This window comes from Pseudomonas sp. LBUM1660, from assembly GCF_059695935.1.
On sequence record NZ_CP166795.1, the window covers coordinates 2,027,011 to 2,039,213 of the forward strand.

Annotated in this window: 11 protein-coding genes and 2 tRNA genes; 9 read left to right on the forward strand and 4 right to left on the reverse strand. The window is 59.1% G+C overall.

From position 1 onward, the window contains the following. Nucleotides 1-42: 42 nt before the first annotated feature. A tRNA-Val gene (locus ACA068_RS09545) sits at nt 43-118 on the forward strand. A 19-nt stretch (nt 119-137) separates the two neighbouring features. After that, nucleotides 138-214 (forward strand) — tRNA-Asp (locus ACA068_RS09550). 85 nt (nt 215-299) lie between these two features. On the opposite strand, the gene ACA068_RS09555 is transcribed toward ACA068_RS09550, so the two are convergent. After that, the gene (locus ACA068_RS09555) at nt 300-1,433 is read right to left on the reverse strand and encodes a catalase family protein (protein WP_497309357.1); all 1,134 of its coding nucleotides are present in this window, start codon (nt 1,431-1,433) and stop codon (nt 300-302) included. Then, entirely contained in the window at nt 1,430-3,238 is a 1,809-nt protein-coding gene (locus tag ACA068_RS09560; protein ID WP_497309359.1) for a di-heme-cytochrome C peroxidase, read from the reverse strand. Before ACA068_RS09560 ends, ACA068_RS09555 begins: the two co-directional genes overlap by 4 nt. 269 nt (nt 3,239-3,507) lie before the next feature. Between ACA068_RS09560 and bamJ the strand changes: the two genes are divergently transcribed. The 7 genes from bamJ to ACA068_RS09595 all read left to right on the forward strand — a co-directional run bounded on the left by bamJ (nt 3,508) and on the right by ACA068_RS09595 (nt 8,113). Next, nucleotides 3,508-4,221 carry a BamJ family beta-barrel-assembly machinery protein gene (gene bamJ, locus ACA068_RS09565; RefSeq protein WP_497309361.1) on the forward strand — a complete coding sequence of 238 codons (714 nt, stop codon included), beginning with the start codon at nt 3,508-3,510 and terminating at the stop codon, nt 4,219-4,221. 293 nt (nt 4,222-4,514) lie between these two features. Beyond that, entirely contained in the window at nt 4,515-4,970 is a 456-nt protein-coding gene (locus ACA068_RS09570; RefSeq protein WP_497309363.1) for a YkvA family protein, read from the forward strand. Between the two features lie 114 nt (nt 4,971-5,084). Further along, nucleotides 5,085-5,426, forward strand: coding sequence for a helix-turn-helix domain-containing protein (locus ACA068_RS09575; RefSeq protein WP_497309364.1), 342 nt, complete (start codon nt 5,085-5,087; stop codon nt 5,424-5,426). After that, entirely contained in the window at nt 5,423-5,794 is a 372-nt protein-coding gene (locus ACA068_RS09580; protein ID WP_046049139.1) for a hypothetical protein, read from the forward strand. The genes ACA068_RS09575 and ACA068_RS09580 overlap by 4 nt, the downstream gene beginning before the upstream one ends. After that, nucleotides 5,795-6,202, forward strand: a complete 408-nt coding sequence (locus tag ACA068_RS09585) for an SEL1-like repeat protein (RefSeq protein ID WP_497309366.1) — start codon at nt 5,795-5,797, stop codon at nt 6,200-6,202. A gap of 64 nt (nt 6,203-6,266) precedes the next feature. Then, on the forward strand, nt 6,267-7,307 hold the full coding sequence (locus ACA068_RS09590) for an alpha/beta hydrolase family protein (RefSeq protein ID WP_497309368.1): 1,041 nt from the start codon (nt 6,267-6,269) through the stop codon (nt 7,305-7,307). Nucleotides 7,308-7,789: 482 nt separating this feature from the next. Next, entirely contained in the window at nt 7,790-8,113 is a 324-nt protein-coding gene (locus ACA068_RS09595) for a hypothetical protein (RefSeq protein WP_497309370.1), read from the forward strand. Between the two features lie 54 nt (nt 8,114-8,167). On the opposite strand, the gene ACA068_RS09600 is transcribed toward ACA068_RS09595, so the two are convergent. Both ACA068_RS09600 and ACA068_RS09605 read right to left on the reverse strand, forming a co-directional pair. Next, complete coding sequence (locus ACA068_RS09600) at nt 8,168-9,958, reverse strand: bifunctional diguanylate cyclase/phosphodiesterase (RefSeq protein ID WP_497309372.1); 1,791 nt, start codon at nt 9,956-9,958, stop codon at nt 8,168-8,170. A 121-nt stretch (nt 9,959-10,079) separates the two neighbouring features. Next, nucleotides 10,080-12,161: a carboxy terminal-processing peptidase gene (locus tag ACA068_RS09605; RefSeq protein ID WP_497310560.1), complete on the reverse strand. Its 2,082-nt coding sequence runs from the start codon at nt 12,159-12,161 to the stop codon at nt 10,080-10,082. Nucleotides 12,162-12,203 lie beyond the last annotated feature (42 nt).

Sequence of the window (12,203 nt, forward strand, 5' to 3'; positions counted from 1 at the left end):
TACGAAAATCTGTGGCACAATGCGCCCCGCAACGAAGGTAAAGGGTGATTAGCTCAGCTGGGAGAGCGTCTGCCTTACAAGCAGAATGTCGGCGGTTCGATCCCGTCATCACCCACCACTTACTTTCAACGCTACGCGCAGCGGTAGTTCAGTCGGTTAGAATACCGGCCTGTCACGCCGGGGGTCGCGGGTTCGAGTCCCGTCCGCTGCGCCATATTCGGTAACCTGGAACGCTGAACGCCAGGTCACCACACAGAAAGCCCGCTTAATGCGGGCTTTTTGCTGTCTTGGATTTGGCTTTATTGCTCGGCGTTACGACTGTGGCGGTAATCGCTGACCGCTTCATATACCGCCTTGCGCAGGCGGTTGATGCCACCCATCGGCCGATGGGCCTCAAGCCCGAACCATGGATTGAACGACTGGTTGTCGCATTGCACATTCAGCGCCGGCGTGTCGAAGTCCTGGGCGGGCAGTTTGATCCGCGCCACGGTTTCGAACGGCGCGTCCTTTTCCTTCCACTCGATACTCGTGTCTTCGATCGGCATGTATTGGTCCGCGTCCTGCCGTTGAATCTGCAAGACGAAGCACACGGGCACCCGATCCGTCGACAATTGCTGATTCAGCGCATTGCGCAAAAAATTCGGCAGCTTCTGGTTCTGCGCCGGCAACGTGTAGGCCGGGCAACTGTCAGGGTCCGGCGTCACCCGAAACTTCGCATTGGCGTTACCAAACTTGTAGGGCGAGACCGAAAAGTACGTCGTCTGCGTCGGACTTTCCGGGGCCGGGGAGAGTGTCGCCAAGGCAATAAACAGATGGCGAACCTGCCACGTGCGGGGATCCCAGCCGGGGAAAAACGCCATCAGCTTCTTGCCATCGGCCTGAGCGCCCACATTCTGACGGTATTCGGCGACATCGCTGACGAAGAAATTCGGATGGCTGAACATCACGAAGTCCTGTTCACCACGGCTTTGTTGATCGGCGAGCAGTTGCTTGCCAGGCACATCGAGCAGCTTGATTGCCATGCCCCGGGCATCGCGGATACTGTCGAACTGTGGATAGGCATTGCCGTTGGACAATCGCATGGTCGCTTGCCAGGTTTTGCCGGGTTCGCTGAACACGCCCTGACGCAGCTCATCCGTCAGATTCGGCAGCACCTGAACCTCGGCCTTCACGCAACCGTGCGCCTTGGCATGTGCGTCGCGCAGGTAGCGGGTGCTTTCCCGGTGCTGGTCGACGATGCGCACGGCCGTCTGAATGATGTCCTGAGTCATCGCCGCTTCGCCGTTCGGGATCAGTTCTTCAGCTGAAACCGGTCCCCGGTGCTGCCAGGCAAACCACGCCGTGGCCAGCGCCCAGCCGAGCACTCCCAGGCCCAGTAGCCACAACAGGGTTTTGCCGAGGAAGGCGCCAAACCACATCCAGAGTCTGCTCATGGCAATTGTGCCTCCAACGGGCCGCCTAACACTTTCAGATACTCCAGCAGCGCCCAGCGCTCCTGCGGTTGCAGCAGCCGACCGATCACGCCGTTACCACGCTTGCCAGCACGGAATTCGTGGCCGCTGTTGTGATTACCGGTGATGCGCGTGTCGAACTTGAAGCCATTGGTGAAGGCCTCGGTGCGATAGCCCAAGTGCCTGGGGTCATACTCGAACGTGCCTTTGTAGAAGGCAGTTGCCCGTTCATCCTGGGGCGAGAGCAGTTGATAAATACTCGGCACCGAACCGTTATGCAGAAATGGCGCTGTCGCCCAGACGCCGGCCAATGGGCGGGCCTTGTAGGCGCGCAATTCACGCACGCCAATCGGCAGGCCGAAGCCATCCATGGCCGGGCGCTCGGCCTCGGGGATTTTCGCTTCGCGGTAAGCGCGGTTTCCTACGAACGCGGTGACGTAGGCCAGGCCTTTGGCTGACGAGAGTTTGCTCATGTCCAGCGTCTCGGTGGGCGGCGGTTGCAACTGCACATCCAGTTTCGCCAGCTCCGCCGGGTCCCATTGCAAGGCGCTGAGGTCGAAGCGATGGTCGGCAATGTTATTGGCCGCGCCAGGGTCTGTGCCGATGTAGTCCACCGGCAACATTTTCAGATGTTGTACCCAGCGTCCGTTGGTCTGGACCGATCGAGGCACGTGGCAGCCGGCGCAGTTTTCGTTGAACAATTCGCGGCCTTTGACGGCCAGGGGCCGGTCGATTGCGCCCAGCAGCGCTTCTGGCCAGGCCGGTGGTTTGAGCCGTTGCAGGGTTTGTTCGATCTGGTGCAAGTCGCGCAAGCGGACACTCGAAGGATAGCGCTCGTCACCTTTGAGCGGTTGGCCATTGGCGCCGAAGAAATTCAGGGTGGCACCGACGCCCAGCGCTTCGCCGATGTTGCGGGCCATCGGTTGCTGCGCCGAACCGTTCCATTGCACCCAGTCAAAGGTCCACATGTCCCACAGCTGCGGGTAGTCCACCGGCGCATCCGCCACGCGGTAGTTATCAGGTGAAATCGCATCGCCGAAGCTGGCATTGGCAATGCGCCCGAAAGCGTCGGTGCGGCCGGGGCCTTCCTCGGTCGGATAGAGCCCGCGATGGGTATCGTTCCAGGCCACTTTCACGAACGTATTGAGGGAGGCTTTGAAGTCTTGGCGCAACTGTTGGCGCCGGGTGTCGTAGTCCTCGCCTAGCACGTTGCGTGCGAAACGTTCGAATTTCCAGGGGTTGTAGTACGTCGAGGCCAGGCTTGCCACCAATGCTTGCCCGAAACTGCCGCCCCGTAGTGTAGGAACACTGGAAGGCAGGACATGCTGCGCCGAACCTCCGTCAATGCGCACGGCCTGGCCGTTGAAACGCAATTCTCCGGTGTGGCAGGCGGCGCAGGTGATGTCGAGGTATTCGTCCTGGCTGCCGGGGTTTTGATGGCGAGCAAAACCCACGGGCAAGTTGCCGGGGTTGTTCGGCGTGGGCTTCTGCTCGGGATCGATCAAAAAACCAAAGCGCGCGAGGTACTCGGGCGCGGCGAAGCGTTGTTGCGAGAAGGGCAGTTCGAGGGCGTTGAACCAGTCGTAGCGCAAACCTTTGACCTGCGTACCCTGGGGGGTGAAGTAGTAAGTCTGGCGGTCGGCGGCGCTCCACTGTTCCAGGTAATGCACCTGTTGCGCGGGTGACCAGGTCGGCAGCTTCGGGTTGGCGACGTAATAAAGAACCACGGCCAGGCCCAGCCCCAGCAGCACAGCGAACAACACCAGCAGGCGGAATAAGAGGCGCAAAATAAACATCCCTGTCGATTTTTAGCTCTCTTATGCCTCAGTGATTGAGGTGCGGCAAGTGGCCATTACGCCAGATGCTGTGGGATCCGGTATCCGTCTCAGTGGGCTCAAGATGACAGAAGCTTCATCATTACAATCCCGAAATGCGTTAAAACACCTGAACTTATCAGAAGTTTCCTGCTCTCATGCCGGTAGCCATTGGTCGTGGCCGCCTGATAAGCTCGCGGCTTTACTCGATTGCCCTTTAGGCGCATGAACAAGGAAATAGCATGAAACAGCATCGGTTGGCGGCGGCGGTGGCCCTGGTTAGCCTGGTACTTGCGGGTTGTGACTCGCAGACCAGCGTAGAGCTGAAAACCCCGGCGCAAAAAGCTTCCTACGGGATTGGCCTGAACATGGGCAAGAGCCTGGCTCAGGAAGGCATGGATGACCTGGACTCCAAAGCCGTAGCCCAAGGCATCGAAGATGCCGTCGGCAAGAAAGAACAGAAGCTGAAGGATGACGAGCTGGTCGAAGCCTTCGCAGCACTGCAGAAGCGTGCTGAAGAGCGTATGGCCAAAATGAGCGAAGAGTCGGCAACCGCCGGCAAGAAATTCCTCGAAGACAACGCCAAGAAAGCCGGTGTCACCACCACTGCTTCGGGCCTGCAATACGAAGTGGTCAAGAAAGCTGATGGCGCACAGCCAAAGCCGACCGACGTAGTGACTGTTCACTACACCGGCAAGCTGACCGACGGCACTACCTTTGATAGTTCCGTCGACCGTGGCAGCCCGATCGATCTGCCGGTTAGCGGCGTGATTCCGGGTTGGGTCGAAGGCCTGCAACTGATGCACGTTGGCGAGAAGTACAAACTGTACATTCCTAGCGAGCTGGCCTACGGCGCCCAAAGCCCAAGCCCGGCGATTCCAGCCAACTCGGTGCTGGTATTCGACCTGGAACTGCTGGCGATCAAGGATCCAGCAAAAGAAGACGCCGCCAAGTAATCAGCGTCTGCTTTAAAAACAACGCCTCGCTTTATGCGGGGCGTTGTTGCATCTGGCGTTCAGCGAGGGTAAACAAAGCGAACGGATGCTGTACGGTGCAGTCATAGCCATTGAGGACGCCGTGCTAGCCGCGCCAGCGCGCCAAGTCAATGAAATCTTGGGTTTTTTTATGTGAGTAAAAAACGCCCGATCTGAGTTGAGCCCTTATGAAACGGGGCTTTCAGCGGTGAAATATAGCTCTGTTCACAAGGTTATCCACAATTTGTGTGGATAACATTTCAGCGGGAGGAATGATGAAAACACCCTGGAATTTCGCACGCTTCCTGCCACTCGCCGGACGCCTGCTTGCCCGTGGACGTTTGCCAACCCTGCTGTTCGCCGTCGCCAGCAAAGGGGCCAGCCAGGGCAACCGATTGGGCAAACTCAAAGATGATCTGCGCCTGTTGCAGGCGTTGTGCCTGGCCTACTGGCGTGGCGAATACCGCGCCATCAGCCCGAAGGCGCTGCTCTCGGTGGTGGCCGGCCTGATGTACTTCCTCAGCCCGGTTGACGCGATTCCGGACTTCATCCCGGTATTCGGCATGCTCGATGACATTGCCGTGCTGGCCTGGTTGATGAAAGTCCTCGACGACGAACTCAATGCCTTCCGTGCCTGGCGCAATCGCCAGTTGCCGGAGAAGCTTGCGGTGGTCGAACGTCTCCCCGATACCCCCGAGCAACTTCAGCTTCAGGGCCCGAAAAAAACCTGATTCGATTGAGGATCGTCCTTATATTCCTACCCCCCGCGACCGTGGCCGCTGTTAGGATTACACTTCTAGGGAAAAGTGCCGACTCGCTAAGTGTCGTTGTCCTACGGGGAAGTCATGGATATTCAGATAATCACACGCGAAGGCGAGCCCGAATACGCGGTTTTGCCGTGGGCTCAGTATCAGGCTCTACTGAAAGCAGCAGGCATCAACGAACAACCGGCGCCCGACACGCCGGTGCGTCACGCACCATCACCAGACCAGATTCTTCCGGGTCTGGATCAACTACGCAGTTTGCGCGAAGGGAAGGGCATCGCCATTGAGGCGCTCGCCCGCACGGTAGGCATCAGCCCGTCTTATCTGGCCTTGATCGAAAGTGGCGAGCGTCTGCCCGACGCTGCGATTCGCCGCAGCCTGGCCTGGGAACTGACGGTGCCAGGGTGGAGGGATGAATCGTGAGCGTACGCATCAGTCGTCAACATTGGGACGGGTTGTTGGGTGAGCTGGATCAGGCCCGCCGTCAGCGCCACCTGCTGACTTATCGAGCCTTGCTGGAACGTTTGCAGTTGCCCACGCCGGCCATGCTAACCCTGACCGCTGCCCTTGAGCATTTGGCCGCGCTGGACGCCAAGGCCGAGCAGCCGCTGCGCAGCTCGTTGGTGATCAGCCAGGGCGCCAGCCGTCTGCCACGCACCGGTTTTTTCGAATGCGTCGAGCGTCTGGGGCGTTTCTCCGGGCCGTCCGATGGTGTTGCTGCCGCCTCGTGGCACGCCTCGGAAGTGGTGCGCGTGTTTGAATACGAATACCCAGAGTCGGCGGAGGCCTGAGTGTTCTTGAAGCTCAAGGCGCGCGCCAGTTACTGGCTGGCCCGCCGGTTGTTTCATTGGTCGTGGTTTGTGCGCCAGCCGCGCGGCTGGAGCTGGCTCGAAGGCCAGTTCGCGCGCATGGCCAACCTGGGTGATGTCGGCGCGCAAAGCTTCTATGGCCACATCCTGACCTTTCGCGGCGTCGGCCTTGGGGCACGCGAGGAGGGTGTGCGATTGCTGCGCCTGGCGGCGTTGGCGGGGGATGGCAAAGCGGCGTATCAGGTGGGCGTAATCAGTTTGGCGGGGACGCCGAGCAAGGCGCCGGATCCAGTCGAAGCGGCGCGGTTCTGGCGGATAGCAGCGCAGGCCGGGCATCCGTTGGCGGAGATCAAGTTGAAAGGGTTGGAGAGTGGCGATACTGCGCAGTAATTGATGCGCCTGACTGCGGATGTCAGGTGTTAATGAGTTGAATCTAATCAAGGAAGATAAAACATTGAAAACAGCTTTCGGCGCCCTGTTTCTGGTCTGCCTGACCACGAGTGTATTCGCTGACGATAACCCCATCGGCTTCCAGTCCTCGACGCTGCCAGACGCGAAAAACGACCGCCCGCTGGAGATGGTCGTCTGGTACCCCAGCGCATCCACTGCCAAACCGCAGTTGATCCGCGACAACGCCGTGTTTGTCGGCGCCCTCGCCGTACCCGACGCACCACCGGCTGCCGGCGAGCATCCATTGGTGGTGCTCTCCCACGGTTACGGGGGCAATTGGAGCAACCAGATGTGGCTGGCCAGCGCACTGGCCCACAAGGGTTACATCGTGGCAGCGGTCAACCACCCCGGCAGTACCAGCAAAGACCGCAGCCCTCAAGCCGCGGCGCAGTTGTGGCTGCGGCCCGCGGACCTCAGCCGGGCCATCGACGCGGTCATGGCCCAGCCAGAACACTTTGGCGCGGTCGCCAAGCATCAAATCGCCGCCGTGGGTCATTCCCTCGGCGGCTGGACCGTCATGGAAACCGCTGGCGCCCGTTTCGTCCCCGACCGTTTCGCCCAAGACTGCAAAACCCACACGAAGTTGGCCAGTTGCAACGTCTACCGACAGATGAACCCGGCAAGCACCCCGGAATCGAAGGGCAGACTGGCTGCCGATTTAAGCGATAAACGCGTCACCGCCGTTGTTTCATTGGACCTGGGACTGTCACGCGGGATGACTGATGAAAGCCTGGCGGCGCTGCCGGTACCGACGCTGGTGATCGCTGCGGGTGTGCCGTCTGAGGATCTTCCGGCTAAGTTGGAGTCTGCTGACTTGGCTAAACGCCTGCCCCAAGCGTCGACGCGCTATGTCGAGATTAAAGACGCTAGCCACTTTAGTTTTATGGCGGTGTGCAAACCTGGGGCGGTGGCGCTTCTTGAGGAAGAAGTGCCGGGGGATGGGATTATTTGTGGGGATGGTGAGGGTGGGAGGGCGCGGGAGATGATTCAGGAGCAGGTTGCGTCGCTGATTGCGGAGTTTTTGGTGCAATCACCGCGCGGCTGAAAGAGCGAGGGTTTACGGGACGTGGCGTGAGGGAAACCTCTCGCCACGTTTGCGTTTCTGACGTTTCGTTTATTAGTGACGGCGCATTAGAGAATTGCCCTACACCAACATCGTCCGTTCCTGACTTCTTTCCTGATTGATCCCGCGCAAAGTCCTGCGCGTTTATTGCTGTGTAAATCCATCGGAGATTTCCTTCGAGTTGTGGCGGCTTTCATGAACTGGTGCGCGACGTGTCTCATCGATAGTCTTCTGGCTGTCACTGCAAATTCAGTGACAGGGCGTGGAAGCCCTTCTATCGTTAGGCGCGTCAAGCGCCACCAGTTCGGCGTTTTTTCGCCTGTGTTTTATGGTGGCTGTGCGCGGGGCGCTTTCGAGTGCGCCGAGTGCCTAACGTCTCGGTCTTCCACACCCGCGTTCAGCCGCCACCTATTGCGTGGAAGTGATTTCTGGCGGCTCCAATCCATACGTTAGGAAGTAAAACAATGAAAACGCTTACGCCAGATCCGCCTTACACCCCTCTAACGCCTCATCCCGACAACCGCTTCATGGCGCTGACCAGCAACTGCAGCGACATGCCGACCTTGTTCGTCGACACCCACGCGCCGCTCGATATTCTGACCGACGCCGCCCGCTACCGAATCCGAGCTGTAACCCAAGTACTGGAGAACCTGTCCATGCGCGGTTCGATTGAGTGCGATTCGATGATTCTCAGCGACTTCGCGTTGCTCTGCGCCATTCCGTTGCGTGATGGCTGTGATGTGCTGGATGTGGTTGGGCGGCGGTTGGGCGCAATGTCGCCGGAGTAGCGTCTTGCGCTGATTTGTGGCGAGGGAGCAAGCTCCCTCGCCACAAAAGCAGGATTAGCGATGCCCGGCAATCAAGGTTTCTTCGACCACCGGCACCGCCAAACTGTCAATCACATGCACGCTATACCCCGCCACGTTCTTCGCATGATGCTTGGCCTGCGAAGCCATCTCCGCCAACTGGCTCGCATCGAGTTGTCCACAGGCCTGTGGATGCAAATGCACCACGCCGATCGACAATGACAACAGTGGAAACTCCTGCCGCACGCCCTGGCGATTCGGCGCGATAAAGCAGCCGGCTTCCAAGTGTTCGCTGCGGTAGAAGCGCCGGCACTGGCTCTGGAAGTCGTCCAGCAACTGATTCAACCGTTTGCGCCAGTCTTCCGGGCCGAGCACCAGCAGGAAGTCGTCGCCGCCGATATGACCGACGAAGTCGCGGGACGGATCGACGCGATCGTTCAGGCATTGCGCCAGACACAGCAGGACTTCGTCCCCACGGCCATAGCCATAGATGTCGTTGAAGGGTTTGAAACTGTCGATGTCGACGTAACAGATCACCGATTCCCGCTCCTGTTGCAGCAGCCGCGTCAGGCATTGCTGGATGGGTACGTTGCCCGGCAACAGGGTCAGCGGGTTGGCGTAGCGGGCCTGCTGGATTTTCAGTTCGGTAATCAGCTTGAGTACATCGATCACCCGGCCCAGGCCCAGATAGCCACCGTTGAGGGTGATGATGAAGTCCTCCTCGATGCGCTGCCGCGCGCGGCTGGTGATCAAGCGACTGACTTGTTGCAGCGACTGGCTCATCTCCACGGCGAGGAAGTCGTCGTTCATCAAGCGGCTGATGGGCTTGCGTGCAAACAGGTCGGTAGCAAAGGGCTTGAGCAACGCGTCTGAGAGCGAATGCCGATGGACGATGCCGCAAGGATGGCCTTGCTCGTCGAGCACCGCCAGTGAGTTCAGGTTGGCCTGGCGGCGGAAGGCTTCCAGCACTGTGGCCGTCGGTGTGTCCCGTGCCACGGCCGGTTGGTCGTTGAGCAAGGCGCTGAGGTCGCTGCCTTCATCATTGAGCGCCACGGCGGTGCTGTCGTGTTTGGGCATCAAGGATCGCGCCTCGCGAGGTGGATGCTCTTGAGGCCGACACAGCAAGTAGCCTTGCACCAGATCGACGCCCATCTCCGTCAGCACCGCGAGCTCTTCCGGCAGTTCGATCCCTTCGGCGATCACTTGCGCCCGCGAGGCTTTGGCGATTTGCAGGATCGAGCCGACGAACTCACGCTTGAGCGCATCCTGATGAATGCCGTCGATGAAATGCCGGTCGATCTTCACGTAGTCCGGACGCAGCTCGGACCACAAGCGCAAACTCGAGTAGCCCGCGCCCAGATCATCCAGCGCAATGGAAAATCCCATCGCCCGGTAGTGATGCAGGGCGTTTTGCAGTAACTGGAAATCGTCGGTTGGGGTCTGTTCGGTGAGTTCGATCACCACCTGGCTCGGCGGTATGCCGAAGTCCTGCAGCAATTGCAGGGTCCGTCCCGGTTGATGAGCGGCTTCCAGCAAGGATTCCGGAGAGACGTTAAGAAACAGTTTGCCCGGCAGTTGTTGTTCATTGAAGCGTCGGCAGGCACTTTCACGGCAGGCGATTTCCAGCTCGCTCAAGCGACCGGCCTGGCGGGCGACCGCGAACAACGCGATGGGGGAGTGCAGCGGGCTGTTTGATGGGCCGCGGGTGAGGGCTTCGTAGCCGACAATGCGTCGCTCAGAGAGGGAAATGAACGGCTGGAACAGGCTGTGCAAGCCGCTTTGAGCCAGTATGGAACTCAAGGCACTCAGCTGTTCTGTCGTGGTCATGGCAATCTCTGGCGATAAAAAAAGGACTGGGAGCCAAGAGCTCCCAGTCCTTTATTTCACGACAGAATGATGACTGTATGATGACGCTCCGGAGAGCGTCAGCATTAAATTGCCACCATTTTTAGTGCTTGGCTACCGCGGTGTTGAGTTTCAAGTAATCCAGCAGAATCCGCCCGGTCTCGCTCAAGTAGGCATCGTCTTCTGGCTTGGTCTTGTCCGGCTCGGCCGCGATCGCGTCTTCGTCTTCTTTCTTCAGCTCTTTGAGCGGCTCTTCGCCCTTGGCCTTGCGACGGATGTTTTCCATCACCAGTTGCTTGGCTTCGATATCGGCGTGTTGCGCACGACGATCGGTTTCGTTGAGGCTGACGGTTTTTTCCGCCATCAGCTTCTGGGCCAAGGCCAGCTTGTCGCGGATGAACACGAACTCCGCATCCTTGGCCGAGCGCACGTCATGCTCGGACTTGAGCTGCGCAATGTACGGCTTGAACGGGTCGACCGCCGGCTTGATGGCCGCGCGGATGGTGTCCCACGGCATGGCTTCCGGCAGGGCGCTTTCGCCGATTTCCTTGGTGTCGATGATCGACGGGTAATCGATGTCCGGCAGTACGCCCTGATGCTGGGTGCTCTGGCCGGAAACCCGGTAGAACTTGGCCAGTGTCAGTTTCAGTTCGCCATGGTTCAGCGGCTGAATGGTCTGCACGGTGCCTTTACCGAAGGTCTGTCCGCCGATGATCAGCGCGCGGTGGTAGTCCTGCATGGCACCGGCAAAAATCTCCGAAGCCGAGGCGGACAAGCGGTTAACCAGCAACGCCATCGGGCCTTTGTAGAACGCGCCCGGGTTTTCATCTTCAAGTACATCGACCCGGCCGTCGGCGTTACGCACCAGTACGGTCGGACCTTTGTCGATGAACAGACTGGTCAGCTCGGTGGCTTCCTGCAGGGAGCCGCCGCCGTTGTTGCGCAAGTCGATGACCACGCCGTCGACTTTCTCTTTCTGCAACTCGGTCAGCAGTTTCTTGACGTCGCGAGTGGTGCTCTTGTAATCCGGATCGCCAGCACGGAACGCCTTGAAGTCGAGGTAGAAAGCCGGGATCTCGATGACGCCGAGCTTGTAGTCCTTGCCGTCCTGTTTCAGGTTGAGGACCGACTTCTTCACCGCCTGGTCTTCAAGCTTCACCGCTTCACGGGTGATCGGCACGATTTTGCTGGTCTGATCGTTCGGCGCATTGCTGGCCGGAATCACTTCCAGGCGCACCACGGTGCCTTTCGGACCACGGATCAGCTTGACCACTTCGTCCAGACGCCAGCCAACCACGTCGACCATCTCTTTGTTGCCTTGGGCAACGCCGATGATCTTGTCGGCCGGTGCAACCTGTTTGGTCTTGTCGGCCGGGCCGGCAGGCACCAGGCGCACGACTTTTACCTGATCGTTATCGCTCTGCAACACGGCGCCGATGCCCTCGAGGGACAGGCTCATGTTGATGTCGAAGTTTTCCGCGTTATCCGGCGACAGATAGTTGGTGTGCGGGTCGTAGGACATGGCGAAGGTGTTGATGTACGCCTGGAAGATGTCTTCCGCACGAGTCTGGTCCAGGCGCGCCAACTGGTTTTTGTAGCGCTTGGTCAGGGTTTCCTGAATCTGCTTGGAGTCCTTGCCCGCGATTTTCTGCCGCAGGACTTCGTCCTTGACGCGTTTGCGCCACAGGTCATCGAGTTCGGCGGTGGACTTGAGCCAAGGGGCGTCCTTGCGATCGATCAGCAAGGATTCCTTGGTGTTGAAGTCGATTTTGTCGACGCCTTTGTTCAACTCGGCAAGGGCGAAGTCCAGACGTGCTTTGACGCGGTCCAGGTAGCGCTTGTAGATGGTGAACCCGGCGTTGAGGTCGCCGCTTTTGAGGAAATCGTCGAACTGGGTCTTCCACTTGTCGAATTCGGCAATGTCGCTGGCCATGAAGTAGCTGCGCGACGGATCCAGCAGCTTGAGGTAGCTGTCATAGATGATCACGGAGCGCGCGTCATCGAGCGGCGGCTTGCTGTAGTGATGGCGCTTGAGCAGTTCGACGACGTTCAGGCTGGCGATCACTTCGTCACGATCAGGCTGAAGCTTGTCCCAGCTATTGGCTGCGAATGTATTGCTCGACATCGGCAACAGGCCGATACCAATGAATAGGGCTAGGGCGGTGCTGGGGAAAAAATGCTTCATGCTGATTCGACGCGGGGACAATTGATCACGCATATTAGGCCG

Excerpts from the sequence above, each read along its gene's own strand:
- ACA068_RS09555 (WP_497309357.1), bottom strand. The coding sequence starts at position 1,433 with ATGAGCAGACTCTGGATGTGGTTTGGCGCCTTCCTCGGCAAAACCCTG.
- bamJ (WP_497309361.1), top strand. The coding sequence starts at position 3,508 with ATGAAACAGCATCGGTTGGCGGCGGCGGTGGCCCTGGTTAGCCTGGTA.
- ACA068_RS09570 (WP_497309363.1), top strand. The coding sequence starts at position 4,515 with ATGAAAACACCCTGGAATTTCGCACGCTTCCTGCCACTCGCCGGACGC.
- ACA068_RS09575 (WP_497309364.1), top strand. The coding sequence starts at position 5,085 with ATGGATATTCAGATAATCACACGCGAAGGCGAGCCCGAATACGCGGTT.
- ACA068_RS09595 (WP_497309370.1), top strand. The coding sequence starts at position 7,790 with ATGAAAACGCTTACGCCAGATCCGCCTTACACCCCTCTAACGCCTCAT.
- ACA068_RS09600 (WP_497309372.1), bottom strand. The coding sequence starts at position 9,958 with ATGACCACGACAGAACAGCTGAGTGCCTTGAGTTCCATACTGGCTCAA.
- ACA068_RS09605 (WP_497310560.1), bottom strand. The coding sequence starts at position 12,161 with ATGAAGCATTTTTTCCCCAGCACCGCCCTAGCCCTATTCATTGGTATC.